26 protein-coding genes are annotated in these 26,140 nt (G+C 72.0%); 10 read left to right on the top strand and 16 right to left on the bottom strand.

Going from position 1 to position 26,140, the window contains the following annotated elements:
- Positions 1-10 precede the first annotated feature (10 nt).
- Positions 11-928, bottom strand: a complete 918-nt coding sequence (locus ACZ4FH_RS20640) for an SGNH/GDSL hydrolase family protein (protein WP_467306403.1) — start codon at positions 926-928, stop codon at positions 11-13.
- A 352-nt stretch (positions 929-1,280) separates the two neighbouring features.
- Between ACZ4FH_RS20640 and ACZ4FH_RS20635 the strand changes: the two genes are divergently transcribed.
- On the top strand, positions 1,281-1,775 hold the full coding sequence (locus tag ACZ4FH_RS20635; RefSeq protein WP_383632913.1) for a DUF3145 domain-containing protein: 495 nt from the start codon (positions 1,281-1,283) through the stop codon (positions 1,773-1,775).
- Positions 1,776-1,860: 85 nt separating this feature from the next.
- Here the strand turns inward: ACZ4FH_RS20635 and fabF are convergent, their stop codons facing one another.
- From fabF to ACZ4FH_RS20610, 5 genes are all read right to left on the bottom strand, one after another.
- Complete coding sequence (gene fabF / locus ACZ4FH_RS20630; RefSeq protein WP_383632910.1) at positions 1,861-3,123, bottom strand: beta-ketoacyl-ACP synthase II; 1,263 nt, start codon at positions 3,121-3,123, stop codon at positions 1,861-1,863.
- A gap of 77 nt (positions 3,124-3,200) precedes the next feature.
- Positions 3,201-3,449 carry an acyl carrier protein gene (locus ACZ4FH_RS20625; RefSeq protein ID WP_383632907.1) on the bottom strand — a complete coding sequence of 83 codons (249 nt, stop codon included), beginning with the start codon at positions 3,447-3,449 and terminating at the stop codon, positions 3,201-3,203.
- 64 nt (positions 3,450-3,513) lie between these two features.
- Positions 3,514-4,515, bottom strand: a complete 1,002-nt coding sequence (locus ACZ4FH_RS20620) for a beta-ketoacyl-ACP synthase 3 (protein ID WP_467306400.1) — start codon at positions 4,513-4,515, stop codon at positions 3,514-3,516.
- Between the two features lie 13 nt (positions 4,516-4,528).
- Positions 4,529-5,443: an ACP S-malonyltransferase gene (locus ACZ4FH_RS20615; RefSeq protein ID WP_383632901.1), complete on the bottom strand. Its 915-nt coding sequence runs from the start codon at positions 5,441-5,443 to the stop codon at positions 4,529-4,531.
- A gap of 89 nt (positions 5,444-5,532) precedes the next feature.
- Positions 5,533-6,732 (bottom strand): PucR family transcriptional regulator, encoded by a 1,200-nt coding sequence (locus tag ACZ4FH_RS20610; RefSeq protein ID WP_383632898.1) that lies wholly within the window; start codon positions 6,730-6,732, stop codon positions 5,533-5,535.
- Between the two features lie 156 nt (positions 6,733-6,888).
- Between ACZ4FH_RS20610 and ACZ4FH_RS20605 the strand changes: the two genes are divergently transcribed.
- Complete coding sequence (locus ACZ4FH_RS20605) at positions 6,889-7,545, top strand: pirin family protein (protein ID WP_467306397.1); 657 nt, start codon at positions 6,889-6,891, stop codon at positions 7,543-7,545.
- A gap of 57 nt (positions 7,546-7,602) precedes the next feature.
- On the opposite strand, the gene ACZ4FH_RS20600 is transcribed toward ACZ4FH_RS20605, so the two are convergent.
- The gene (locus ACZ4FH_RS20600) at positions 7,603-8,193 is read right to left on the bottom strand and encodes a GNAT family N-acetyltransferase (RefSeq protein ID WP_467306396.1); all 591 of its coding nucleotides are present in this window, start codon (positions 8,191-8,193) and stop codon (positions 7,603-7,605) included.
- Between the two features lie 248 nt (positions 8,194-8,441).
- On the opposite strand from ACZ4FH_RS20600, the gene ACZ4FH_RS20595 reads away from it, so the two are divergent.
- On the top strand, positions 8,442-10,550 hold the full coding sequence (locus ACZ4FH_RS20595) for an alkaline phosphatase family protein (RefSeq protein ID WP_467306394.1): 2,109 nt from the start codon (positions 8,442-8,444) through the stop codon (positions 10,548-10,550).
- A gap of 80 nt (positions 10,551-10,630) precedes the next feature.
- Here ACZ4FH_RS20595 and ACZ4FH_RS20590 read toward each other — a convergent pair whose 3' ends face one another.
- On the bottom strand, positions 10,631-11,152 hold the full coding sequence (locus tag ACZ4FH_RS20590; protein ID WP_467306393.1) for a hypothetical protein: 522 nt from the start codon (positions 11,150-11,152) through the stop codon (positions 10,631-10,633).
- 136 nt (positions 11,153-11,288) lie between these two features.
- Here ACZ4FH_RS20590 and ACZ4FH_RS20585 point away from each other — a divergent pair, with 136 nt between their 5' ends.
- The 3 genes from ACZ4FH_RS20585 to ACZ4FH_RS20575 all read left to right on the top strand — a co-directional run bounded on the left by ACZ4FH_RS20585 (position 11,289) and on the right by ACZ4FH_RS20575 (position 14,138).
- Complete coding sequence (locus tag ACZ4FH_RS20585; RefSeq protein ID WP_467306391.1) at positions 11,289-11,846, top strand: hypothetical protein; 558 nt, start codon at positions 11,289-11,291, stop codon at positions 11,844-11,846.
- A 376-nt stretch (positions 11,847-12,222) separates the two neighbouring features.
- Positions 12,223-12,987 carry a hypothetical protein gene (locus ACZ4FH_RS20580; RefSeq protein ID WP_467306390.1) on the top strand — a complete coding sequence of 255 codons (765 nt, stop codon included), beginning with the start codon at positions 12,223-12,225 and terminating at the stop codon, positions 12,985-12,987.
- A gap of 185 nt (positions 12,988-13,172) precedes the next feature.
- A complete protein-coding gene (locus ACZ4FH_RS20575; protein WP_467306389.1) occupies positions 13,173-14,138 on the top strand; it encodes an AraC-like ligand-binding domain-containing protein in 966 nt (321 codons plus the stop codon).
- An 87-nt stretch (positions 14,139-14,225) separates the two neighbouring features.
- On the opposite strand, the gene ACZ4FH_RS20570 is transcribed toward ACZ4FH_RS20575, so the two are convergent.
- Both ACZ4FH_RS20570 and ACZ4FH_RS20565 read right to left on the bottom strand, forming a co-directional pair.
- Complete coding sequence (locus ACZ4FH_RS20570) at positions 14,226-14,654, bottom strand: hypothetical protein (protein ID WP_467306388.1); 429 nt, start codon at positions 14,652-14,654, stop codon at positions 14,226-14,228.
- A gap of 193 nt (positions 14,655-14,847) precedes the next feature.
- On the bottom strand, positions 14,848-15,666 hold the full coding sequence (locus ACZ4FH_RS20565) for a serine hydrolase domain-containing protein (protein ID WP_467306386.1): 819 nt from the start codon (positions 15,664-15,666) through the stop codon (positions 14,848-14,850).
- 102 nt (positions 15,667-15,768) lie between these two features.
- On the opposite strand from ACZ4FH_RS20565, the gene ACZ4FH_RS20560 reads away from it, so the two are divergent.
- Positions 15,769-16,254 carry a MerR family transcriptional regulator gene (locus tag ACZ4FH_RS20560; protein WP_467306562.1) on the top strand — a complete coding sequence of 162 codons (486 nt, stop codon included), beginning with the start codon at positions 15,769-15,771 and terminating at the stop codon, positions 16,252-16,254.
- A complete protein-coding gene (locus ACZ4FH_RS20555; RefSeq protein ID WP_467306384.1) occupies positions 16,254-17,270 on the top strand; it encodes an aldo/keto reductase in 1,017 nt (338 codons plus the stop codon). Before ACZ4FH_RS20560 ends, ACZ4FH_RS20555 begins: the two co-directional genes overlap by 1 nt.
- A gap of 80 nt (positions 17,271-17,350) precedes the next feature.
- Here ACZ4FH_RS20555 and ACZ4FH_RS20550 read toward each other — a convergent pair whose 3' ends face one another.
- From ACZ4FH_RS20550 to ACZ4FH_RS20525, 6 genes are all read right to left on the bottom strand, one after another.
- A complete protein-coding gene (locus tag ACZ4FH_RS20550; protein ID WP_467306382.1) occupies positions 17,351-18,397 on the bottom strand; it encodes an alpha/beta hydrolase in 1,047 nt (348 codons plus the stop codon).
- 269 nt (positions 18,398-18,666) lie between these two features.
- Positions 18,667-19,350, bottom strand: a complete 684-nt coding sequence (locus ACZ4FH_RS20545) for a response regulator (RefSeq protein ID WP_383632850.1) — start codon at positions 19,348-19,350, stop codon at positions 18,667-18,669.
- Positions 19,347-20,729: a sensor histidine kinase gene (locus ACZ4FH_RS20540; protein ID WP_467306381.1), complete on the bottom strand. Its 1,383-nt coding sequence runs from the start codon at positions 20,727-20,729 to the stop codon at positions 19,347-19,349. Before ACZ4FH_RS20540 ends, ACZ4FH_RS20545 begins: the two co-directional genes overlap by 4 nt.
- A gap of 76 nt (positions 20,730-20,805) precedes the next feature.
- The gene (locus ACZ4FH_RS20535; RefSeq protein WP_467306379.1) at positions 20,806-21,729 is read right to left on the bottom strand and encodes a DUF4429 domain-containing protein; all 924 of its coding nucleotides are present in this window, start codon (positions 21,727-21,729) and stop codon (positions 20,806-20,808) included.
- 84 nt (positions 21,730-21,813) lie between these two features.
- Complete coding sequence (locus ACZ4FH_RS20530) at positions 21,814-23,025, bottom strand: alpha/beta hydrolase (protein ID WP_467306377.1); 1,212 nt, start codon at positions 23,023-23,025, stop codon at positions 21,814-21,816.
- A gap of 131 nt (positions 23,026-23,156) precedes the next feature.
- On the bottom strand, positions 23,157-23,855 hold the full coding sequence (locus tag ACZ4FH_RS20525; RefSeq protein WP_467306375.1) for a TetR family transcriptional regulator: 699 nt from the start codon (positions 23,853-23,855) through the stop codon (positions 23,157-23,159).
- Positions 23,856-23,972: 117 nt separating this feature from the next.
- Here ACZ4FH_RS20525 and ACZ4FH_RS20520 point away from each other — a divergent pair, with 117 nt between their 5' ends.
- A complete protein-coding gene (locus ACZ4FH_RS20520) occupies positions 23,973-25,583 on the top strand; it encodes an MFS transporter (protein WP_467306374.1) in 1,611 nt (536 codons plus the stop codon).
- Between the two features lie 175 nt (positions 25,584-25,758).
- The gene (locus ACZ4FH_RS20515) at positions 25,759-26,127 is read left to right on the top strand and encodes a peptidase inhibitor family I36 protein (RefSeq protein WP_467306373.1); all 369 of its coding nucleotides are present in this window, start codon (positions 25,759-25,761) and stop codon (positions 26,125-26,127) included.
- The last annotated feature ends 13 nt before the right edge of the window (positions 26,128-26,140 follow it).

The raw sequence follows: 26,140 nt of genomic DNA, 5'->3' as shown, positions 1-26,140 counted from the left end.
ATCGGAAACTCTACGCGGGAGGACGCGTCGACGTGACCGTGCGATAGGCGATCTCGGCGAGCCTGGCCTGCCCGTCGCGCCCCGGATGGAACCAGTCCCACTGGCTGAGCTGCTTGCCCGTGAACCGGTAGTCGAACACCGCCCCGCCGTCGTCCCGGCAGCGCGCGTCCTTCGCGCAGACCTCGTGCAGCACCCGGTTGTACGCCACGACCCGGTCCCGCACCGCCGCGCGCCGGGCCACCGCCGCCGGGCCCACGTCGTCCGCGTCGGCCAGCATCGACTTGCAGATGCCCAGCTTCCAGATCTGCTTGCCCAGCGGATTGCCCCGCCCGGTCGACCAGAGCCGCTTCAGGTCCGGCACGCTCGACACGTACACCTGCGCCTTCGGCGCCTTCTTGCGCAGGGCGCGCATCGAGGTCTCGAAGGACGTACGGAAATCGGCCACCGGGGTCATCGCCCGCACCGAGTCCCGGCAGGCGTCGTTGGCGCCGATCATCACCGTCACCAGGTCCGGGCCCTCCTCCGCCGCCCGCGCCATCTGCTCCGGCAGCTCGGCGATCCGGGCCCCGGTCCTGGCATGGTTCCAGCTGTGCGCCTGCGCGCCCGAGGCGCCGAGCAGCCGCACCGCGAGACTGCGCACCTCCCGGTCCGTACCGGTCGCCCAGGAGGCCTCGGGACAGTCCGCCAGCACCGAGCAGGCGTCGAAGCCGCGCGTGATGGAGTCACCCACGGCGGCGACCGAATCCGGACTGCGGTTCCAGACCGGAGGCGCGGGCGCGGGCCGCCTGGCCTCACCGGCCGCGGCCCCCTTCGTCGTCTCCCCGGGCCCGGAGTCGCACCCCGTCAGCACCGCGCCGCCGAGGAGCGACACGGCGGCCAGCGCGGCCAGTGCGGTGCGCGGGCGGAGCCGTGCGGAGCCATCCGGCATGTCCTCGTCCCCTCCTGTCCCATGCCCCCGGCACACCTGTCCGGCACCGGTCGGCGGGCCCGCGCGCCCCGTCGGGTGAATGGAGCGCGAATCATGGGCCCAGGACCGACGGTACGTCACACCTCGGACGGCGCGGCACGGTAGCTTTTCCCCGTCGAACCAGTGGCTCGTTCGGCCGTCCGGCTCCACTCGGGTGGCTTCCGTACATCACGTCACGTCAGCTCCTGTCCCTTTCCGGATATTAACTCCCGATGCTGTTAAATGATGACAGCCTCGGGGCCCGTCCGGTGAGAGGTCGTACGGGCACGAGGCCGCTGGGGAAGGCGAACCTCGTCCCACACTGGAGGTCCCGGTGACGACACGTGGAGTCCTGTACGTTCACTCCGCCCCGCGCGCGCTCTGCCCCCACGTCGAATGGGCGGTGGCGGGCGTACTCGGTGTGCGGGTCCAGCTCGACTGGATCAGACAGCCCGCGGCGCCCGGCACCTGGCGCGCGGAATTCTCCTGGGAGGCCAGGACCGGCACGGCGTCCAAACTCGCCTCCGCGCTGCGCGGCTGGGACCTGCTGCGCTTCGAGGTGACGGCCGAACCCTCCCCGGCGGCGGAGGGCGAACGCTACAGCTCCACGCCCGGACTGGGCATCTTCCACGCCGTCACCGGCATGCACGGCGACATCCTGGTCCCCGAGGACCGGCTGCGCGCCGCGCTGGCCCGTGCCCAGCGCGGCGAGAGCGATCTGGCGGAAGAGGTCGCCAAACTCCTCGGCAAGCCCTGGGACGACGAGCTGGAGTCCTTCCGCCATGCGGGCGAGGGTGCCCCGGTGCGCTGGCTCCACCAGGTGGTCTGAGCCGCCCGCGCGACGCGGGCCGGAGACGACGCGAGCCCGCCTCCCCACACGGGGGAGGCGGGCTCGCGCGCGTACGGCCGGGGGATCACACGGTGCGGAAGGCCAGCACCACGTTGTGTCCGCCGAAGCCGAACGAGTTGTTCACGGCCGCGATCGGGCCCTCGGGCAGCGGACGCGGCTTGTCGCGCACGATGTCCGCCTCCACCGCCTCGTCGAGGTGCTCGATGTTGATGGTCGGCGGGGCCATGCGGTGGTGCAGCGCGAGGACCGTCGCCACCGTCTCGATACCGCCGGCGCCGCCGAGCAGATGACCCGTCATCGACTTGGTGGCGGAGATCGCGACATGGTTCAGATCGTCGCCGAGGACCTTGCTCAGCGCCTTCAGCTCCGCCAGGTCGCCCTGCGGGGTGGAAGTCGCGTGCGCGTTGAGGTGCACCAGCTCGGACGGCTTGAGGTCCGTCTGGTCCAGCAGGTTCTGCATCGCCGCGGCGATACCGCGCCCGGTGGGCTCGGGCTGCGCGATGTGGTGGGCGTCCGCGGACAGGCCCTGGCCCAGCACCTCGCAGTAGACGCGGGCACCGCGCGCGGCGGCGTGCTCGGCGGACTCCAGGACGACGACGCCCGCGCCCTCGCCGAGGACGAAGCCGTCACGGTCCGTGTCGTACGGACGCGAGGCCTTCTCGGGCTCGTCGTTGTTCTTGGACATCGCCATCATGTTGGCGAACGCGGCGATCGGCAGCGGGTGGATCGCCGCCTCGGTGCCACCGGCGAGGACCACGTCGGCACGGCCGCTGCGGATCATCTCGACGGCGTAGCCGATGGCCTCGGCACCCGACGCACAGGCGGAGACCGGGGTGTGCACGCCCGCCTGGGCGTTCACCTCGATGCCGACGTTGGCGGCCGGGCCGTTGGGCATGAGCATGGGAACGGTGTGCGGGGAGACGCGGCGTACGCCCTTCTCCTTCAGCACGTCGTACTGGTCGAGCAGGGTGATCACACCGCCGATGCCGGAGGCGATGACCGACCCCAGCCGCTCGGGGCGGATGTTCTCGTCCTCACCGGCCTTGGCGGTGAAGCCCGCGTCCGCCCAGGCCTCGCGCGCGGCGATCAGCGCGAACTGCGCCGAGCGGTCGAGCTTGCGGGCCAGCGGGCGGGGCAGGACGTCCGCCGGGTCGACGGCCGCGAGGGCCGCGATCCGGACGGGCAGCTCGGCGAAACGTTCGCCCTCAAGAGGCTTGACGCCGGAACGGCCGGCCATCAGACCTTCCCAGGTCGATGCGGAATCGCCACCCAGCGGAGTGGTTGCGCCGATACCGGTGACGACCACGGTGCGATTGGTCGGGCTCACTGGAAAATCTTCTCCACGTGTAGAGGGTCGTGAATCAGCGGCGCCACCGCCGGGTGGCGACACACGAACCGACTGGATCAGTCCTGGTGCTTGAGGATGTAGTCGGCAGCGTCGCCGACGGTCTTGAGGTTCTTGACGTCGTCGTCGGGGATCTTGACGTCGAAGCGCTCCTCGGCGGCGACGACGACCTCGACCATGGACAGCGAGTCGACGTCCAGGTCGTCCGTGAAGGACTTGTCCAGCTGGACGTCCTCGGCCGGGATGCCGGCGATCTCGTTGACGATGTCGGCGAGACCCTTGAGGATCTCTTCCTGCGTGGCGGCCATGTCGGCGCTCCTATCGGTGTGTATCTGCTGGGTTCGGACGTCCGGGCGAAAAGACCCGGTGTGCCTAGGGGAGGGTAACGACCGTCGCGGCGTAGACGAGACCCGCCCCGAAGCCGATGACGAGCGCGGTGTCGCCGCTCTTCGCCTGACCGGTCGCCAGGAGCCGCTCCATCGCGAGCGGGATCGAGGCGGCGGAGGTGTTGCCGGTGGTCTCCACGTCACGGGCGACCGTGACGTGCTCCGGCAGCTTCAGGGTCTTCACCATCGAGTCGATGATCCGCATGTTGGCCTGGTGCGGAATGAAGACGTCCAGGTCTTCCGGAGCGATCCCGGCCGCGTCCAGTGCCTGCTGCGCGACCTTCGCCATCTCGAAGACGGCCCAGCGGAAGACCGCCTGGCCCTCCTGCGTGATGGCCGGGAACTTCTCCGGACGGTCGGCGTGGAAGGTGTCCCACGCCACGGTCTGCTTGATCGTCTCGGACTTGTCGCCCTCGGAACCCCAGACCGTCGGACCGATGGCCGGGACGTCCGAGGGACCGACGATCACGGCACCGGCACCGTCGCCGAACAGGAACGCCGTCGCGCGGTCGCTCAGGTCGGTGAGGTCGCTCAGCCGCTCCACGCCGATCACGAGGACGTACTCCGCCGAGCCCTCGACGATCATGCCCTTGGCGAGCGTCAGCCCGTAGCCGAAGCCCGCGCAGCCGGCCGAGATGTCGAAGGCGGCGGGCTTGCCCGCACCGACCTTGTGGGCGATCTCGGTCGCGATGGCCGGGGTCTGCTTGAAGTGCGAGACGGTCGAGACGATGACCGCGCCGATCTGCTCCGGGGTGATCCCGGCGTCGGCGACGGCCTTGCCCGCGGCCTCCACGGACATCGCGGAGACGGTCTCCTGGTCGGAGGCCCAGTGACGGGTGGCGATACCGGACCGGGAGCGGATCCACTCGTCGGACGAGTCGATCGTCTCGAGGATCACCTCGTTGGGCACGACCCGGGTCGGCCGGTAACCGCCGACGCCCATGATCCGTGCGTACGGGGCGCCCTTGGCGGGCTTGATCTTCGACATGCTCTCGGGCTCCTTAGGCGCTCGCGTGCTCAGCGATGAGCGCGCGGGCCGCGTCGAGGTCGTCGGGGGTCTTGAGCGCGAGGGTCTTCACACCGGGCAGCGCGCGCTTGGCCAGGCCCGTCAGCGTGCCGCCGGGGCAGGCCTCGATGAGCGCGGTGACGCCCAGCTCCTGGAACGTCTCCATGCACAGGTCCCAGCGGACCGGGTTGGCGACCTGGCCGACCAGCCGGGAGATGACCTCCGCACCGGTGGCGACGGTCTTCCCGTCCGCGTTCGAGACGTACGTCACGGTCGGGTCGGAGACCTCCAGGGCCGTCGCGGCCTCCCGGAGCCGCTCCACCGCGGGCGCCATGTGGTGCGTGTGGAACGCTCCGGCGACCTTCAGCGGGACGACCCGGCGCACGCCCTCGGGCTTGTCCTCGGTCAGCGCGGCGATCTGCTCGGCGGTGCCGGCGGCCACGATCTGCCCGCCGCCGTTCACGTTCGCCGGGGTCAGTCCGAGCTTCTCCAGATGCGGCACGGTGACCTCGGGGTCACCGCCGAGCAGCGCCGCCATGCCGGTCTCGGTGACCGCGGCGGCCTCCGCCATGCCGAGCCCGCGGGTGCGGACGAACCGCAGCGCCGCCTCGTCGCCGATGACTCCGGCGAGAGCGGCCGCGGTGATCTCACCGACGCTGTGACCGGCCACGACACCCGGCGACGCGTCCAGCGCGGCGGCGGAGAGCAGTCCGGCGGCGACCAGCAGCGGCTGGGCCACCGCGGTGTCGCGGATCTCCTCCGCGTCGGCCTTCGTGCCGTAGTGGGCGAGGTCGAGCCCGATGGCGTCCGACCACGCCGCGATGCGGTCGGTGGCACCGGGGAGTTCGAGCCAGGGAGTCAGGAAGCCGGGCGTCTGAGCGCCTTGGCCGGGAGCGACGAGTACGAGCACCCTCACACTCTCTCTTGTGAACGGTCCGGAAGACCCGTGGGGACAGGGACGAAGAACCGTGGGGGGAATTGTTGAAGTCCGACAAAAGTCTAGGACTGGGGATCCCTGTCGGCCAGACGCCCCAGAATCAGGGCGATCCGCAGCGTGAACGCCGAGCGGACGTCGGAAGGCGACCAGCCGGTGACGTCTGTCACACGTCGGAGCCGGTAGCGCACGGTGTTGGGGTGGACGAACAGCATCCGGGCCGCGCCCTCCAGGCTGCTCGCCTGTTCCAGATACACGCTCAGCGTCTCCAGGAGCGCCGAACCCGCCTCCTCGAGCGGTCTGTAGATCTCCTCCACCAACTGATCCCGGGCGGCCGGGTCGCCCGCGATCGCGCGCTCCGGCAGAAGATCATCGGCGAGTACGGGCCTCGGCGCGTCCTGCCACGCCCCGCTGGCCCGGAGCCCGGCGGCCGCCGCCTGCGCGGACCGGGTGGCCGCCAGCAGGTCCGGCACCACGGGACCGGCGACGACCGGTCCCGCCGCGTACGGGCCGATCAGGGCCTTGGCGACCTGGAGCGGGTTGTCGCTGCCGCCGGCGATGACGACCAGCCGGTTGCCGAGCACCCCGGTGAGCACCTGGAGCTTGGCGTGCCGGGCGGCCCGGCGGATCGCCTCCACGGTCAGCTCGCTGTCCCCGTCCGGGGCGGTGCCCAGCAGGACGCAGACGTGCTCGGGCGAGTTCCAGCCGAGCGCGGCGGCCCGGGACACGGCGCCCTCGTCGGCCTCCCCGGACAGCACCGCGTTGACCACCAGCGATTCCAGCCGGGCGTCCCACGCCCCGCGCGCCTCGGCGGCCTGCGCGTACACCTGCGCGGTGGCGAACGCGATCTCCCGCGCGTAGACGAGCAGCGCCTCGCGCAGCACCGACTCGTCGCCGGGCGCGGCGACCTCGTCGATCGCCGCCTCCATGACCTCGATCGTGGTGCGCACCATCTCGACGGTCTGCCGCAGCGTGATCGCCCGGGTCAGCTCGCGCGGAGCGGTGCCGAACACATCGGTCGAGATCGCCTGCGGGGTCTCCGGATGCCGGAACCACTCGGTGAACGCGGCGATACCGGCCTGGGCCACCAGGCCGATCCAGGACCGGTTCTCCGGCGGCATCGCCCGGTACCAGGGCAGCGACTCGTCCATGCGGGCGATCGCGTTCGCGGCCAGCCGGCCGGAGGACTGCTCCAGCCGCTTCAGGGTCGCGGCATGGAGATGGGCGTCGTTCGCAGCGGGCTGCTCAGGATCGGGTCGGGGCACGGGGACAAGACTGCCCTATCCGGACGGGTGCCCGAAGGGGCGGGGCCGCCGGGGAGGCGGTGGCGGGTCGTACCGTCCGGTGACACGGGCACCTCGCCGACCCCGGCCCGCTTCGGTGCGGGCCCCTTTCCCGCCCCGGCGGGCTACCGTGGACGGGTGATATCCGTACACCGCGCGGGCGACCGGTTCCGGGGCGGGGACGGTGCGGCCGGCATCGAGTCCCGGCACTCCTTCTCCTTCGGCTCCTTCTACGACCCCGACAACCTCCGCTTCGGCCCGATCCTGGCCTGCAACGAGGAGCGGCTGGCCCCCGGCGCCGGTTTCGAGGAGCACCCGCACAGCCACACCGAGATCGTGACCTGGGTGGTGGAGGGCGAGCTGACCCACCGCGACTCGGCCGGTCACGCCACCGTCGTACGCCCCGGCGACGTCCAGCACCTCAGCGCGGCCTCCGGCGTCCGCCACGTCGAACGCAACGACGGCGACACCCCGTTGACGTTCCTTCAGATGTGGCTGGCCCCCCTCGAACCGGGCGGCGACCCGTCGTACACGACGGTCCCCGGCATCGCGGACTCCACTCCGTACGCCCTGCCGGAAGCGGGCGCGATGCTCCAGGTGCGCCGACTGGCCGAGGGCGAGCGCACGGCGGTGCCGGACGCGCCGAAGGTGTACGTCCACCTGGTGCGCGGCACCGTCGCCCTCGACGGCGAGCGGCTGACACCCGGCGACGCGGCGCGGATCAGCGGCGGGAGCGGGCTGGAACTGGTCGCGGGGGAGGCGGCGGAGGTGCTGATGTGGGAGCTGCCGGACTGAACGGGGCGTCACGGCGGGCGCCTGCCGGACGGGGCGGGGTGTCGCGGCAGGCACCGCTCAGGAGGCGCCGTCCCGCCGCCACATCGACCACATCGGCGGCCCCGAGCGGAAGGCCATCTCCTCCTGGAGCGTGAACCCGTGCCGCTCGTAGAAGGTCAGGTTGCGGCGGTTGCTCGACTCCAGGAACACCGGCCGTCCGTCCGCGTCCGCCCGTTCCAGCAGCGCGCCCAGGACCCGCGACCCGCGCCCGGTGCCGCGCGCGTCGGCGTGGGTGCCGATGTACTCGACGTACCAGTGCTCGGGACCGGCCGGATGCCGGTGCTCCATGGCGAACAACCGCATCCCCGTACGCGGCAGTTGCGCCCGCCCCGCCCGTAGCAGCGTCCCCGCGTTCCGCAGCAGATGGCTCACCGGCAGCTTCCACCGCCCCGGCTCCGCCCAGATCGCGGCCACGGACCGCTCCGGATCGGTCCACACCCGGCCGGCCGGGACCTGCTGGGCGAGATGCGCGGTGAAGAGCAGCCGCAGCCTGCGGTCCCGGTCGTGCGGCATGAGCCAGGACCAGACGGGGTCCTCGGCGTAGGCGCTGGCCAGCACACCGGCGAGTACGGGGACGTCGGAGGCGGTGGCGCGGACGATGTCGGTCATGGGCGGGGAGAGTAGCGGCCACCGGGGACCGCGCACCAGCGTCGTGGCAAGACCGGCCCCCCGGCCACCGGGGCGCGAGTTTCGGCTAACACCGTGCGGCGGCTCGACCTCGGGGCGGGCGCGTGGAAATCTTCCGGTGCCTCAGGAATACGCGCACGGTTCGCCTCCCGTTCGTGACGGCGCCCTAGTTTGCGCAGGCACGCCCAGACGTTCCTTCCCTGATCGCTCTCCCCCCCAGAGGTGCCCCGATGACTCTTCAGATCACCGAACAGCCGTGCTCCACGCCGGAGACCGACGCGCCCGCCGGCGCTCCCGCCGACGCGTCGGCCGGCGGACGGCCCGAGACCGTCACCGACGAGTTCCGGATCAGCCGGCGCCGGATGCTCCAGACGGCCGCCGTCTCCCTCGGGGCGATCGCTGCGGGACCGGTGGCCGACGCGGTCGGCGGGGCGCGGGCCGGGGCGGCCGAGTACCGCCTGCCCAAGGGCTACAAGGGTGACATCTCGGATCTGAAGCACGTGGTGATCCTCATGCAGGAGAACCGGTCCTTCGACCACTACCTGGGCCAGTTGAAGGGGGTGCGCGGCCACGACGACAAGCAGGTCCTGACCTTCCAGGACGGGACGAACGTCTTCCAGCAGCGCGACGCGGACGGCACGATCGTGACGCCCGCCGTCTCGACGGCGACCTGGAGCGACAAGCACAACTTCTACGGGGCGAACGAGGGGCGGTGGGACACCTGGGTGAAGGACAAGGGCGACCACTGCATGTGGTACTACACGCCCGACTACATGCCGTGGATGTACTCGCTGGCCTCCCAGTACACCGTCTGCGACATGAACTTCTGCTCGCTGCACGGACCCACCATCCCCAACCGCTACTACCTGATGAGCGGTGCGGCGGGCGGCGAGACGACCAACGCGGGCCAGAACAACTACACCCGCCGCTGGACCACGGTCCCCGAGCAGCTCCAGCAGGCCGGCATCAACTGGCGGGTCTACTCCGACAACAGCGGCAACGGCGTCGGCAAGAGCCTCCAGAGCGGTTACGTCGGCGAGTACGGCTGCAACGTCACCAACAGCTTCGCCGCCTTCGACCCGCGCACCGCGAACGAGGCCGACCTCGCGCCGGGCACCGGCAAGATCTGGAAGGCCAACTCCTTCGTCTACGCGGGCGCCACGACGCCCAACGACGACTCCGAGGCCAACCTCGACGCCGTCCTGCGCGACCTCGTCGCCGCCTGCGAACCGGGCGCCGAGCACCCGCTGCCCGAGGTCTCCTGGGTGGTCATGCCGGCCGCGTGGAGCGAGCACCCGGGCTTCGACACGGTGCACGGCGAGCGGTACATGAACAAGGTCCTCAAGACCCTCCAGAGCAACGAGGACATCTGGAACCACACCCTGGTGATCATCACCTATGACGAGAACGACGGGAAGTTCGACCACGTCCTGCCGCCGCGCCCGGAGTCCGGCACCCCCGGCGAGTACTCCGGCACCACCCCGTACGGCTTCGGCCCCCGGGTGCCGATGCTGCTCGTCTCGCCGTGGACCCGGGGCGGATACGTCGCCTCGGAGGTCTTCGACCACACCTCGACCGTGAAGTTCCTGGAGACCTGGGCCGCCCACCTCGGCAAGCCGTTCACCTGCCCGAACATCACCCCGTGGCGCCGTTCCATCGCCGGTGACCTCACCAGCGCCATCGACTTCGCCCACCCGCGCCCCGGCCCGGTCGTCATCGCCGACCCGGTCACCGGCACCCCGCCGAAGCCGCCGCGCGACCGCATGGAGCCCCGCGCCCTCTCCTTCCACCCCCACGCCACCCTCACCGAGGACCGCGCCACCGGCACCGTCACCGCCGCCATGACCCTCACCGGCGGCCCCGAGGGCAAGGCCGTCAGCCTCCAGGTCTTCCCCGACCGCCACCTCCCCTTCACCAACACCCCGCACACGGTCGGCGCCGATTCCCCCGGCACGTACACCTGGGACACCACCCGGACCGACGGCGCCTACGCCTTCTCCGTCTACGGCCCCGACGGCTTCCTCCGCACCTTCGCCGGCCGCGTCCTCCCCGAACACGCCGACACCCGCCACCTCGCCGTCCCCCGCGTCGAGGCCCGCCTCGTCCGGGGCCGGCGCCCCGTCGTCCGCCTCCACCTCCACAACGACGGCCGCCACCCCGTCCGCTACACCCTCAAGGCCCACGACTACACCGGCGGCACCCGCAAACTCACCGTCCCCGGCCGCTCCTCCGCCGTCGTCGACTGGCCCACCGAACACGGCTACTACGACGTCGTCCTCACCACGGACACCGGCACGGACTGGACCCAGCGCTACGCGGGCCGCATCGCGACGGCCTGACGACGACCCCGGGGCGCCCGTGCCCCGCAGCGCGACGGACACCGGCCGGAGGACCCGGCCGGTGTCCGTCGCGCACGGTCTCAGTACTCGACGACCGAATCGATGAAGACCTTCGGATCGTCCGGCGACGCACCGTCGTAGGAGTCGTCCGCGACGGTCGTGGTGACATTCCCGGTCCGGCCGGCCGCCACCTTCGGAAGGTCGCACTCGGTGGTCCGCACCCAGTCCTTGCCGTCGCCCACGCTGACCGTGACGGTGAAACTGAGGGTCCGGTCCCAGGTGTTGGTCACATTGCAGGCGAGACCGAAACCGAGCGAACCGTGAGTGACCCGCACTTCGGTGTTCCCCAGCGTGACGATCTTCGTCCTGCCCTCGCGGCTGATGACCGCCGAGGGCTCCGGACTCGCCTCGCCGTCCTCCGACTCCCCGACGGCGTCACTCGGCGCCTCGGAAGCGGACGCCGAAGGGGGAGCGGTCAGGGAGGGGGACGGGGCGGCGGATGGGTGCGAACTCGAACACCCGGTGGCCAGCGCGAGGGTGAGCAGGGCCGCACCCCAGTGCGCGGGGCGCGGGGCGTGGTGGTGGCGTCGTATCGGTGTCATGGAGTGGGCGATCCCGGTGTCGTGGAATGGGGCTGAATCCGGAACCTGCGGGAGCGCCGATTCTGCGGTAGGGCCTCAGGGTACCGGTGGGTCGGTGGCACTGACGGGGGAAACCCTCAGTGGCACACTGGACGTCGTGTCCAATTCCTACGCGCAGCCAATCTTGAGAACGGCGGACCTCTCGGAGGGATTGCACATCGTTCAGAGTCTTTTGGAGATCGCCGACCTGACAGACCTCGAAGTCGATTTCGATGCACGGATCTCCTCACCGCTCGCCCTGCCCGGGATGCTGGCCCTCCTGCCGGACGCCGATTGGTGGGCGGATGGGACGAGTGACGGCGCCTCGGGAACAGGGGATGGTCCGATGGACTCCCTGCCCATCTGGCTACGCCGCTGGGGTGGGGGACGGGAAACCGTGGAGCCGTTCCTCAAGGCGGTGGGCGACAGCCCGGCTACGGTGCGGTGGGACTTCAGTGCCTGGCCCGAAGCCCCGGAGGTGGGTCTGGGGGTGGGAGGCACGCGCGGCGCGTTCGTCACCCTGTGCGCGCATGCCCGCGACCTCGACCTCAGGGAGCCTGCGGCCGACTACACGGTGTTCGTCCACGTGAAGCAAGTTGAGGCCGAGCGCGCACCGTGGCTTGCGTCCCAAGTCGGTCTGCGAGTGATCGACGGCTTGGTGATGGCACCGTTCTGAGCATCTGCGATCCGCACCCGGGTATCACCGTGATCGCCTTCCACTGGAGGGCGAACCGATTCCACTTGATCCCACCTGACACGCGCGTCTGTCCCTGGTAGAGGCATCGCTGGGCAGGATTTCCAGGAAGGACGGAAGAGGGCTGATTCCGGTCAGGCTCGGGTGGAGTGCTGTCCTCCGGTCCGGGCGGCACCTACCTTTGTCCCCCAGCGCGCGGGCGGGGGAGGCTGAGGCGATGTCGGGTCCGTGGCCCTACCCGGGGATGGGGCCGCCCTTTCGTCCGCCCCCGCGACCGCTCCCGCCTCCGTTCCCGAGCCCGGGGACGGTCTTCGGCGATGCGCTCCGGGTGCTGTTCCGGTCCTTGTGGCAGCTTCTGGTGGCGCTGTTCCTTGCGGAGCTGGCGATTTCCGTGCTGAGTGTCGCCACCCTCGTCGGTATGTACGTGCTTAGGGGAGAGCCCGACGCGACCGGCATGGAACCGGACTTCTTCCTGGATATGGTTCTGATCATCCTCCTGCCGTTCGTCATGGCCTTCTACGGGACGCAGGGGACCGTGGCGGCCCTGGCTGCCGCCCTGGCGCAGTTGAACGGGACCGGGGCGCGGGTCACGGTGCGCGGGCTCGTGGGTGCGAGCGTGCGCCGGATCCCCGGCGCGACCGGTGCCTACATGCTGTCCTTCTTCCTGCTGCCCATCATGCTGACCCCCCTCGCGCCGGTGGTGGTCTGGTTCTGGGTGCTGTACGCGCTCGCTCCGTCGGTCATGGGCCATGAGGGGGTGGGCATGTTCCGGGCCCTGGGCCGGGCGCAGCAGTTGACCAGGGGAGCGTGGTGGCGGACGTTCTGGCCCCTGGCACTCGCCGCACTGCTGGTGTTCGGCATGGACATGGTGGCGGGCTTCCTTCCTTTCGAGTCGCTGCTGGACTTCGGAGACGGGGGAGAGTCCGGGGAGGGGGATCTCGCTGGTCTGCTGGGGTCCCTCGGCCTCATCGGCGGCCTCATCGCGGTGCTCGTCGGTGTGCTGATGATCCAGGTCGCCTTCATCCATCTCGTCGGCGACCGGCTCTGCCAGGCGCTGAGGGAGCGCCAGGCTGCCCTGGCGCGGCCGTACGTGTACACCCCACCGCCACCACCGCCCTGGTGACCGAACCGGCCCCGGTTCCGATGCCGGTGGCGTCCGCCCACGGCGGAACCGGGCACGGAACGGCGCGGCGCTCCCTGGTGTCGCTGGCGTGATCTTGGCCGATCGTTCAGACTGCATCCGGCCGGAAACTGACCCTTTCGGCAACGACCGGCCGTGATGGGGGAGTTGTGACGGTGTGGCAGACGATGACGGCTGCGGAGGCGGCGCCGGGGAACCGGTTCGAGTGGTTCGAGCAGGTGGTGTCCGACGTTCTGCTGCCGACGGCGTTCCGGACGGGAGATCCGGGCGGGTTCGACGCGCGGGGCGGGATGCTCGACCTGGGAGGGGCGCGACTGGCGCGGTTCAGCTACGGGCCGCTGCGCTCGCGGAGGACTCCGGCGCTGATACGTAAGGGGGACCCGGAGCAGTATCAGCTGGCGCTGGTGGCCGGAGGGGCGGCCTGGTTCGGGCAGGAGGGGAGCAGGGCCGAACTCGGGGCCGGCGGAATGACGTTGTGGGACACCTCGCGCCCGTACGAGTCCGGCTCGGGGACGGACGGCCGGGACGTCGACGTGCTCGTCCTCCAGATCCCGAAGGCGCGGCTGCCGCTCCCGTCGCAGCGGGTCGAACGGCTCCTGGCCCGTCCCGTCCGCAGCGGTTCGGGCCTCGCCGCCATCCTGGCCGGGTTCCTGACGGACCTGGCCGGCAGCGCACCGGACTGCACCCCCGACCAGTTGAACGGGCTCGGCGAGATGGCCGTGGACCTCGCCGCCGCCACGCTGGCCGGACAGCTCGGCTCCCCGGTGGAGCCGACCGCCGAACTGCGGGCGCATGCCCTGCTCCGGCAGATCAGGACGTTCATCGACCACCAGCTCGCCGATCCCGACCTGACCCCCCGGACCGTGGCGGCCCGTCACCACCTGTCGCTCCGGTCCCTGCACGCGCTCTTCCACGACGAGCCGGAGGGCGTCGCGGCGACCATCCGCCGCCGCCGGCTGGAAGGCTGCCGCGCCGATCTCGCCCGCCCCGAACTCCGCCGGCAGCCCATCCAGGCCATCGCCGCCCGCTGGGGCTTCACCAGCGCGACCGCCTTCAGCCGGACGTTCCGCCACGCGTACGGGACCACGCCCCGCGACTACCGCCTCGCGGCCCTGCGCGGTGCCGTGGCGTGACGGCGGCCGACGGGGATCCGGGGCGGCGGTGATCCCGCACCCGAGGGGCGGGGCGTGCGAGCGGGCGCACGCCCCCGAACCCTCCGGTCAGCCGGCGTCCTCGTGCTTCCAGCCCGAGCACCCGTTCATGTCGTACTCCTGGGTGGCGTACTCACCGAGACAGACCCGGTACTCGATCCAGCCGCCCTTCTCCGGCAGGTTCATGTTGATGTCGAGCCGGGAGCCCTTCCCGTACTGGTTCCAGTCGTAGAGCTTGGTGCCGCTGTTGTCGGAGCGGTAGTACATGACCATCACCGAGTGGCCGTCGGCGTTGTTGTCCCAGACCAGCAGGTGGTCGCCGTCGTGGACGAACGACGCGGAGCCGTCGCAGTAGTTGGGCTCGTCCGTGCACAGATCGCCGGTGTGGGTGCCGGGGTAGGTCACGGTGTACGTCGAGGCGGAGGCGGGGCTGGACACCGCGAGTACGGCCAGCAGGCCTGCGGCAGCGGCGCCTATGAACTTGGTGTGCTTCTTCATCCTGGCTGATCCTCCGTTTGAGGGCGTCACATCCGAGGCCGTCGCATGCGCGTGGGCATGCGACGGCCGCAGGTGGATCGAGAGCGAACGGATGCTAGCGAACAAGCCGATCTTGAACCAGAGTCAGAAACCGCTTTCGGCGGGAAGACCGTGTGGTTCGTGTGTCTGACCGCCACCGGACCGGCCGGAACGGTTACGAGGACGCCAGCTCCCCCAGCACCGCGTCCGTGAACGGCGTCCAGACCTCCGCCGCCCACGGACCGAAGGCGCGGTCCGTGAGGGCGACGCAGGCCGCGTCGGCGGTGGGGTCGATCCAGAGGAAGGTGCCGGACTGGCCGAAGTGGCCGAAGGTGGCGGGGGAGGAGCGGGTGCCGGTCCAGTGGGGGGACTTGTGGGCGCGGATCTCGAAGCCGAGGCCCCAGTCGTTGGGGTTCTGGTGGCCGTAGCCGGGGAGGACGCCCTTGAGGCCGGGGTGGACGACGGTCTGGGCCTCCAGGACGGTGCGCGGGTCGAGGAGCCTCGGGGCCTGGATCTCCGCGGCGAAGCGGACCAGGTCGTCGACGGTGGAGACGCCGTCGCGGGCGGGGGAGCCGTCCAGGGTCGTGGCGGTCATGCCGAGGGGTTCGAGGACGGCCTGGCGCAGGTACTCGGCGAAGGGGATGTCCGTCGCCTTCGCGATGTGGTCGCCCAGGACCTCGAAGCCGGCGTTCGAGTACAGCCGGCGGGTGCCGGGCGGGGCCGTCACCCGGTGCTCGTCGAAGGCGAGGCCGCTGGTGTGGGCGAGGAGGTGGCGGACCGTGGAGCCCTCGGGGCCCGCCGGTTCGTCCAGCTCGACCGCGCCCTCCTCGTACGCGACCAGCGCGGCGTACGCGGCCAGCGGCTTGGTCACGGAGGCCAGCGGGAAACGGTGCGCGGTCGGGCCGTGCGTACCGACGACCGTCCCGTCCGCTCGGACGACGGCCGCCGCCGCGGTGGGGACGGGCCAGTTCTCGATCAGTGCCAGACTCTGCATGCCTACGAGGGTAGGGCCTGTTTCGGGTTCCCCGCCGATGGCCGAAAGCCGCCTCCGAATCCGCTTGCTTCGAGTGCACTCGAAGGATTTAGCGTGGTGGTCATGACGGTGATGGAGACGGAGACGGAGACGAGGGCCGGGACGGCTTCGACGCGGACGGACCTGTGCGCGGCGCCGCCCAAGGCGCACCCGCGTCCCGAGGGCCAGGACCGCTACACCATCAGTGAGGTGGCCGCCTTCACCGGGCTGACCGCCCACACCCTGCGCTGGTACGAGCGGATCGGGCTGATGTCCACCGTCGACCGCTCGCACACCGGGCAGCGCCGCTTCACCAACCGCGATCTGGACTGGCTGGCCTTCGTCGGCAAGCTGCGGCTGACCGGGATGCCGGTCGCCGACATGGTCCGGTACGCGGAGCTGATCCGCGAGGGCGAGCACACCTTCGAGGAGCGGCAGGAGCTGCTGGAGGCGACCCGCCGCGACGTCCGCACACGGATCGCGGAGCTCCAGGACACCCTCGCCGTCCTCGACCACAAGATCGAGTTCTACGCAGGCGCCCGGCGGGCGCCGGAAAGGCCTCGTGCCTGATGACCGACCAGAAGATCGCGACCACGCAGCTCGGCGACGACGGCCCGCAGGTGGGCGTCCAGGGGCTCGGCTGCATGGGGATGAGCGAGTTCTACGGGGACACCGACGAGGCGGCCGCCCGCGAGACGCTGGAGACGGCACTCGCCGCGGGCGTCACGCTCTTCGACACCGCCGACATCTACGGCAGCGGCGCCAACGAGACCTTCCTCGCGCCCTTCGTCGGCGCGCACCGCGACGAGATCGTCCTCGCCACCAAGTTCGCCATCGAGCGCCGCGACGACGACCCGGCGTACCGGGGTGTGCGCAACGACCGCGCGTACCTCCGCCGGGCCGTCGAGAACAGCCTCCGCCGGCTGAACACCGACGTCATCGACCTCTACTACATGCACCGCCGCGATCCGGCCGTCCCCTTCGCCGAGTCCGTCGGGGCCATGGCCGAGCTGGTCCGCGAGGGCAAGGTCAGGCAGCTCGGGCTCAGCGAGGTCACCGGCGCCGAACTGCGCGAGGCCCACGCCGTCCACCCCATCGCCGCCCTCCAGTCCGAGTGGTCGCTCTTCAGCCGGGACGCCGAACGCAGCGCCGTGCCCGCCGCCGTCGAGCTGGGCGTCACCGTCGTGCCGTACTCGCCCCTCGGGCGCGGCTTCCTCACCGGCTCCTTCACCGACGCCGGCAAGGAGCTGGCCGACGGCGACTTCCGGCGCTCCCAGCCGCGCTTCAACGGCGACAACGCGCGCGCCAACGCCGCGCTCCTGGAGCCCGTCCGCACCATCGCCGCCGCCCACGGGGCGAGCCCCGCACAGGTCGCCCTCGCCTGGGTGCAGCAGCGGGCGCAGGTCCACGGACTGTCCGTCGTCCCGATCCCCGGCACCCGCAAGAGCTCCCGGCTTCTGGAGAACACCGCCGCGACGAGGCTGACGCTCACCGACGCGGAACTGGCCCAGCTGGAACCCCTCGCGGACAAGGTGGCCGGCGACCGCTACCCGGACATGAGCAACACGTCCACCGCGCGCGAGTAGGGCGGGGTCCGCGCGCGGGGGCTCGGCCCGAGCCCTCCGCGCGAGCCCCTTCCCGCCCGTACGCGCCTGGCCCCCACGCCCTACCCGTACGTCCCCTCCGCGATCTCCGCGAAGGCCGTCAGCGACTCGGTCCCGGGCGCGAAGTACCCGGTGTGGCCGCGGGCGTCCCCGGCCGGCACCCGGCGGGCGCCGAACCCGTCGGACGTCGGGTCCGGGCCGTGGCCGAGACCGGCGAACTCGATGTTCGGCACGTGGTCGATCCAGTCGGTGGGGTCCTTCGCCGCCCACACCCGCGCCCCCGTGTGCAGCGCGGCGACGTTCTTCGCGCGTATCCCGGGCGAGCCGAGGACCACCAGGTCCGTGGCGTGCAGCCGGGAGGCGGCCAGACCGCAGACGACCGAGCCGTAGCTGTGGCAGAACACCACCGGCTCGGGCAGCCCGGCGGCCGTCAGTCCGTCCGTGAAGCGGGTCAGCCGGTCCGCCCCCGCCTCGGCCAGCGAACCGGTCGCCGCGTCCAGCCCCAGGCCCACCGGTGTGGTGTAGCCGGCCCAGGCGATCACCGCACTGCCCGGACCGGTCCGGGCGTACAGCGACCGGGCCATCCCGGCCGGGGTCCCGTACACATCGTCCGTACGGTCGAAGGTCCCCGCGTCGATGTCCGAACCGGGCACCACGACCGACACCCGGTCCGCCGTCTCCAGGTCGCCGAAGACCTCGGCGACCTGGCCGCGCCCCCTCGGGTCGAACGCCAGGATCTGCCGCCCGGGGCCGGCGGCCAGTCCGGCGTACCGGGGATCGCCGCTCTCCCGCAGGGCCCGCGCGTTGGCCCGGTAGCGCAGGGCGACCGGGGCGCCGTCGAGATTGCCGACGACGAGCGGATGCCGCTCGACCAGGCTCTGCCGCTCCTCCTCGCTCAACCCCGCGAAGAACCGGGCCACTTGGGCGGGCGTGTCCCGCTCCGGGTCGGGCAGCCGGTGCCCCAGCACCCGATCGGTCCGCCAGGAGGCGGTGCCCGGCGGGGGGCCGGTCAGCGGGCTCTGACTGTTCCCCGACGCCCATCCGGCGGTTCCGGTGACGACCGTCGTCGCCAGGGCGACCGCGACCAGGGTCCTCGCGTAGCGGCGCATCCGCCATCCCTCCGTCCCCGGCCCGGCCGGCTCCCGCACGCCGTCCGGCGTGACGGGAAGGAAGGTAGGAAGAGGACGGGTGCGAGGGCGTCACACCGGGGCGCCAACCGGGACGTGATACCTGGGTAGGGGGTGTACGGGGGGAAATCCCCCGGGCGCGGGAAGGGGCCTCCGCCACGCGGGCGCGCGCACCGCAGAGCCCGGTCCACGGGGACGCGGGCCCCGGGCGTGCTCGCGGAAGCCCCTCCGGCCGGCTTCCCCCGGACCGCTCACGCCTCGCCCGGCACCACGAGCCCCGCCTCGTACGCGAAGATCACCGCCTGCGCCCGGTCGCGCAGGTCCAGCTTGGCCAGCACCCGGCCGATATGGGTCTTCACGGTCTGCTCGGCCAGCACCAGCCGGCCCGCGATCTCCTGGTTCGACAGTCCGCGCGCGATCAGTTCGAGGACCTCCGTCTCGCGCGGGGTCAGCCCGTTCAGCCGCAGCGCGGCGCCGCCGCCGGTCGCCCCGGACGGGCGCTGTTTCGCGAAGTCCGCGATCAGCCGGCGGGTCACCGACGGGGCCAGGAGCGCATCGCCGGAGGCCACCACGCGGACCGCCGAGATCAGGTCGGCCGGGGGCGCGTCCTTCAGGAGGAAGCCGGACGCGCCGGCGCGCAGCGCCTCGTACACGTAGTCGTCCACGTCGAAGGTGGTCAGCATCAGCACCCTCGGCGTGTGCTCCACGCCCACCGGCGGGTTCAGCAACTCGCGCGCCGCCGCCAGGCCGTCCATCTCCGGCATCCGCACGTCCATCAGGACCACGTCGGGGTGGGTGCGGCGGCTGACCTCGACGCCCTGCCGCCCGTCCGGGGCCTCGCCGACCACGTCGATGTCCGCCTGCGCCGCCAGCAGCGCCGCGAACCCCGCGCGGACCATGGCCTGGTCGTCGACGATGATCACGCGGATGGTCACGGGGGGTCCTCCGGAGGGGCGGGCGGTGCGGCGGGTGGGACGGGCGGTGCAGGCGCGGGTGCGGTCGCCGGGGGCAGCGGCAGCCGGGCGGCCACCCGGAAGCCGCCGTCCGGCAGCGGGCCGGTGTCCAGCGTGCCGCCGGTCAACCGTACGCGTTCGCGCATGCCGACCAGCCCGTGCCCGGTGCCGCTCGTCTCCACCGGGGCGCGCGTCGAACCGGTGCGCTCCGGCGGCTCGTTGACCACCAGCACCGTCAGATGCGCCCCGTCCGAACTCACCGCGACCCGGGTCCGGGCGCCCGGCGCGTGCCGCACCACGTTCGCCAGCCCCTCCTGCACGATGCGGTACGCGGACAGGTCCACGGTCTGCGGGACGTTCCCGAGCCCGGCGGGCAGCGACAGCTCCACCGGAAGTCCGGACCGCACCGTCGCCTCCACCAGCTGCTGCAGGCGGTCCAGCCCCGGCTGCGGCGCCCGCTCGCCCTCCGTACCGTCACTGCGCAGCACCACCAGCAGCCGCCGCATCTCCGCGAGGGACTCCCGCGCGCTCGCGGCGATCGACGCGAACTCCTCCCGGACCTCGTCCCCGACCCCGCTCAGCCGGTACGGCGCCGAGTCGGCCTGCACCGTGATCACGGACATGTGGTGGGCGACGACGTCGTGCAGTTCCCGAGCGATCCTCGTCCGCTCCTCCAGCAGCGTGCGCCGGGCGCGCTCGCCCTCGCTGATCGTCTCCTGCTCGGCCAGCAGCCGCTGCGCGTCCCCGCGTTCACGGATCGCCGCGCCTATCACCAGCACGATGGCGCTCAGCACGAGGACCAGGATCGAGTTGTCGCTGCCGTGGGTGGGGGCGGTCGTGTAGAGGCCGAACCCCGCCGCCGCGGTCGCCAGCCACACCGCGATCAGCGCCCGCCGCTGCTCGCGCAGGCCCAGCGCCAGCAGCACGAAGAGGTACGCGATGACGCCCGGCGGCGTCCACGGCCAGGCCGCGCCCTGCCCCTCCTCCCGGCCGAGCACCAGCAGCGCGCCCACGACCTGCGCCGGGAGGACGATCCACCAGGCCTGGAGCGGCCGGTGCGCCAGCATCAGCAGCGGCCCGGTCTGCGCCACGAGGAGCAGGGCCAGGACGCCCCCGTTCAGGCCGTACTCGTTCGCGAGGACGACGCCGGTGACCGGGATGAACACCGCCCCGAGCACCACCACGACCACGTACGGAACGGCCCGCTTCCACTTCTGCCGGGCACCGGCCAGCGGGGGCGTCGGCGGATGGGAGGGACGGGCCAGCGCCCTGCCGAGCGCGGTCAGATTGCGGCGCGCGGCGCTGAACAGGCCGTCGGCGGGCGGGTGCGGAGGCGGCGGGGGCGCGGAGGGAGTCGGCATGGCCCGCCCAGGGTAGGCAGCGCGGCCGTACCCCGGCGTCATACCGGGGTAGCGGGTTCCGCCCCGTACCGGGGTCTCACAACTCCGCGAGCAGCTGTGCCTTCTTCGCGCTGAACTCGTCGTCCGTCACCAGCCCCGCCTCGTGCAGCTCCCCGAGGTGGCGGATGCGTTCCGCGATGTCCGCGGGGTCGCGGCGGCCCGCGGCGGACAGCGCGGCCGGGGACGCCACCGGCGCGGGCTGCCTGCGGCGGACGGACTCCAGCACGGCCGCGGCGAACGGCAGCGACTCGTGCACCGGCCCGTAGCCGAGGCCGAAGATCACCGCCGCCGGGTCCTGGTCGGCACGGGCGGCGTGCGCCGCTCCGGGCAGCGCGCGGGGCGGGGATCCGGGGGCCGTCTCCGCCCCCGGGACGGGCTCCGCGGAACGCGGCAGCAGCCGCAGATAGCCCTCGAAGGCCTCGGGCGAACGCCATTCGACGCCGCTCAGCTCGGCGACCGGAAACGTCTGGTCGCCGGCCTTCCACTTCTCCGAGGACGCCCCCGTCCAGAACCAGCGGAACGAGATCCGGTCCCCGTCGAAACTGGCCCGTCCGTCGTACGCCTTGAACTGCATCGGGGCCGGGGGCGCGGCCACCAGGAAGCGGTCCGCCGGTTCGTCCGCCTCGGCGCAGAGCCGGGACCGCAGCTCGTCCGCGTAGTACTCGGCGAGGGTCTCGCGCTCGGCGGGGAGCACCAGGCGGTAGGGGTCGCAGCCGTCCTTCAGCTGGCCGGCCGCGGCCTCCAGCAGCGGGTCGGCGCCGGGTCTCGGGACGGCGCGCAGCACCACCGTGCCCCGCTTGCCCGGGGTCAGCGTCACCGACGACAGCGCCGTGTGCGGGACACGGCGCTCCCGGAGGCTCTGGAAGAGCCTCGGCGTACGGATTCCCCGTTCGAAGCGGATGAGCACGGAGTCGGCGTCGAACTCCCAGGTGGCATGAATTCCGGCCAGCACATCACCCATGCGCCTCATCGTATGCGGCACGTGCCCGTCCCGTCCCCCCTCGGAGTGCACCGTCCTGGGTGCGCGTGTGCGGACGTTCGCGCGTCAGACCGGTGCGGCGCCGGAAATCTGTTCGTGGCAGGGGCCGTCGGCCGCCGCGCAGGTCACGGACGCGTAGGCGCCCGCGCCGATCGCGGCGAAGTTGCCGAGGCTCTCCGTGCCCGGTTCGAAGTAGCCGCTGTGGCCGACCGCGCCGCCCGCCGACGCCACCCGGGCGCCGAAGTCCGGGTCCACCGGATCCGCGCCATGTCCGAGACCGCCGAACTCCAGGTTCGGCACGTCCTCGATCCAGTCGCCCCGGTCCCGCATCGCCCACACGTTGGCGCGGGTGTGCAGCTCCCCGGCGTTGTCGACGCGCATGCCGGGGCTGCCGGCGACCGCGATGTCCGTCACCCGGCCCGGCAGTTCGTCGGCGGCGACCCCGCAGAGCACGGAGCCGTAGCTGTGGCAGAACAGCGAGACGGGGCCCGCCCCGGGCAGGGCGTCCACGAGCGCTTCCAGCCGGACCGCGCCGCGTTCGGCGAGATTGCCCAGGGCCGCGTCCACGCCGATTCCGGCCGGGGTCGTGTAGTCGGCCCAGGCGATCACCGCGGTGCGCACCCCGGGGTGGCCGGAACGCTCCGCCGCGTACAGCGACCGTGCCATGCCGACGGGGGCCGCGTTGGTCTTGGCGCCGGTGCGTTCCAGGGTCAGCAGGTTGGTGTCGACGCCGGGGACGATCACCGAGACCCGGTCGGCCCGTTCGAGATCGCCGAGCACCTCGGCGGCGTGGCCGCGGCCCGAGGGGTCGAAGGCCAGGAAGTGCCGGCCCGTGCCGAGCATGGAGCGGAAGCGGTCCGCGCGGCGCGAGGCGTCGGCGCGGCCGTCGGGCGAGAGCCGCGGATCGTGCACGCGCTTGCGCTCGACGGTGCGGGCCTGGGCGATCGCCAGCCGGTTCGCCCGGTAACGCAAGGTCACCGGGGCGCCGTTCAGATTCCCCACCACCAGGGGATAGGCGCGGGCCAGATCGGTGCGCTGGGCCTCGGTGAGCGTGGCGAAGAAATGCGCCAGCTTGTACGCGGGCGCGTCCGGCGAGGGCAGCGGGCGCCCCGCTATCGACCCCTTGGCCCAGGAAGCGAGTGCGGCGGCGCGTGGCTCGGACGTGGGGTGGTGGCGTACGGCGGTCCAGCCGGTCGTCGCCAGCATCACGAACACGACCGCGACGGCGAGCAGGGCGCGCCAGGCGGTGAGCGTGGGGGAGGAGTCGAAGGAAGTCACTCAGGCCCACATTAGGAGACGCGCGCACGGGCCCGGGGGCGGGGGTGACGCACATCACCCGACTGTGGTGAGCGGCACTCCGTTTCCCTCACGCTGTGTGCGGGGCGGCCGCACACTCCGCCGTATACGGGTCAGTTGGGGTGTGCGGCGCCGGCCGTGCGGACGGCGTCGGAGGGGTGGGCCCGCCAGTCGCCGGCGAGGGCCGGGCCCAGCTGGTCCAGATAGCGCTCGGTCAGATCGCGCAGTGAATCCATCGTGCCGTCGCACCCGTGCCCCCAGAGCTGGCCGGTGACCCGCATCACCCCGCAGAAGGCGGCGACGGCGACCCGGGGGCGCGGATCGCGGCCGACGTCCAGCCCCTCGCGCTCGGCGACCAGGTGCGCGATCTGCTCCTCCAGGGCCACGCCGCGGCGCATGTGGGCGGCCAGCAGCGCGGGCGTGGATTCGATCATGTGGTAGGTCCGCATGTGGAGTTCGACCGGGACGATGGCCTCGATCGCCTCTCCGATACTGTTCCAGGAGCACACCACGGCGCGGCGCATGGCTTCGAAGGGGGCCTCGGGGGCGGGGCGTTGACGCAGTTCCAGGAGGAAGCGCGACTCGATCATCTCCTGGACGGCGAAGGCGGCCGACTCCTTGCCCGCGAAGTAGCGGAAGAAGGTGCGCTGGGAGACCTCGACGGCGTCCGCGATCTCGTCGACGGTCGTCTCCTCGTACCCCTGGGTGGTGAAGAGATCGAGGGCGGCACGGAGCAGCGCGTCCCTGGTGCGTTGCTTCTTGCGTTCGCGCAACCCGGCCGGACGGCCGGTGGCTCGCTGCCCGTCGCTCACTGAACTGGTCCTCTTTTCCCTGCTTTGTCCAGCTCAGCCTACCTGTGAGCTACGTGACAGTTACCGACTTGTGAATTGGTTTGTCAACTGTCAGTGACTGACACTAATCTCCCGCGTATGACTAGTCAGACCACCGTCGAAAAGGCGTCGCGGGACCCCCAGGACCCCGTCGGCCCCGCACCTGCCAAGGGGCTGCGCGGCCACCCCTGGCTGACGCTCTTCTCCGTGGCCATCGGCGTGATGATGGTCGCGCTCGACGGCACGATCGTCGCGATCGCCAACCCCGCCATCCAGCAGGACCTCGGCGCCTCGCTCGCCGACGTCCAGTGGATCACCAACGGCTACATGCTCGCCCTCGCGGTCTCCCTGATCACCGCGGGCAAGCTCGGTGACCGGTTCGGCCACCGCCAGACCTTCCTCATAGGCGTCGTCGGCTTCGCCGCCGCGTCGGGTGCCATCGGCTTCTCCAGCAGCGTCGTCCTGGTGATCACGTTCCGCGTGCTCCAGGGTCTGTTCGGCGCCCTGCTGATGCCGGCCGCGCTCGGCCTGCTGCGCGCCACCTTCCCGGCCGAGAAGCTGAACATGGCGATCGGCATCTGGGGCATGGTCATCGGCGCCTCCACCGCCGGCGGCCCGATCCTCGGCGGTGTGCTCGTCGAGCACGTCAACTGGCAGTCGGTCTTCTTCATCAACGTGCCGGTCGGGGTCATCGCCCTCGTCCTCGGCGTGCTGATCCTCAAGGACCACCGCGCCGAGAACGCGCCGCGCTCCTTCGACATCGCCGGCATCGTGCTGCTGTCCGGCGCGATGTTCTGCCTGATCTGGGCGCTGATCAAGGGCGCCGAGTGGGGCTGGGGCGACACCAAGACGGTCGGCTTCCTGGTCGGCGCGGCCGTGCTCTTCGCGGCCTTCGCCCTGGTCCAGCAGCGCGTCCGCGAACCCCTGATCCCGCTCGCCATGTTCCGCTCCGTGCCGCTCTCCGCGGGCACGGTCCTGATGGTGCTGATGGCCTTCGCCTTCATGGGCGGGCTCTTCTTCGTCACCTTCTACCTGCAGAACGTGCACGGTCTGAGCCCGGTCGACAGCGGTCTGCACCTGCTGCCGCTGACCGGGATGATGATCGTGGCCTCGCCGCTGGCCGGCGCCATGATCACCAAGTTCGGCCCCCGGGTCCCGCTCGTCGGCGGCATGGTGTGCACCGCGGTCGCCATGTTCGGCATGTCCCAGCTGTCCGTCGGCACGGGCACGCTGACCATGTCCATCTGGTTCGGTCTGCTCGGCCTCGGCCTCGCCCCCGTCATGGTCGGCGCCACCGAGGTCATCGTCGGCAACGCCCCGATGGAGCTCTCCGGCGTCGCCGGCGGTCTCCAGCAGGCCGCCATGCAGGTCGGCGGCAGCCTCGGCACGGCCGTGCTCGGCGCGGTCATGGCCGCCCGGGTCGACTCCGAGCTGGCCGGGAACTGGAAGGAGGCCCAGCTTCCGCCGCTGCCCCCGGCCCAGCTGGACCAGGCCGCCTCCGCGATCAAGGTCGGCATGCCGCCGGTCGCCGAGGACACCCCGCCGGAGGTCGCCGGCAAGATCGTCGGCGTCGCCCACGACACCTTCGTCTCCGGCATGAGCACCGCGTTCATGGTCGCCGGCATCGTCGCCGTCGTCGCCGCCCTGGTCGCCACCCTGACCAAGCGCGGGGAGAACGCCGAGGCCGGAGCCGGCGCCGGACACATCTGACCCGTCCCGCCCGACGTCCCACGGCGTCAACACAGCGCGTCCCACAGCCCCGCCGGAACGTTCCGGCGGGGCTGTCGCCTATCAGGGTGGTCCGGCCCCGAACCCCCTTCCCGTACGGCATCCGCCCCGCTCAGGGTGGGCGTGGAAGATCCACATCAGTCACGGGGGTTTCTTGATGCGTACGACCGTCCTCGCGGCCGCCCTGGCCGCCACCGCCCTGATCCCGACCGCGCCCGCACCAGCGGGCGCCGCACCCGGAAAGCTCGGCGACTGCGCGAGCGGGCAGCTCTGCCTCTGGGCGAAACCCGACTTCACCGGAGCCCGGCAGGTCCATGAACTGTCCGGCACCGACATCGAGAGCTGCGTCCCGCTGAAGCCGGGCACCACCGTCCAGTCGCTCGCCAACCGCACCGGCCGGCCCGTCACCACCTACCAGTCCGCCGAATGCGCCGAGACCGGCGAGTTCGAGACCTACCCCGGCGGCGGCACCTGGCTGCCCCGCTCCCCGTACCAGGTACGGGCCTTCAAGGTCTGGGAGAACTGACCGCCCTCCCGGA

The sequence above is a fragment of the Streptomyces sp. NPDC024555 genome, from assembly GCF_055559335.1.
This window is presented reverse-complemented; position numbering and strand designations above follow the sequence as displayed.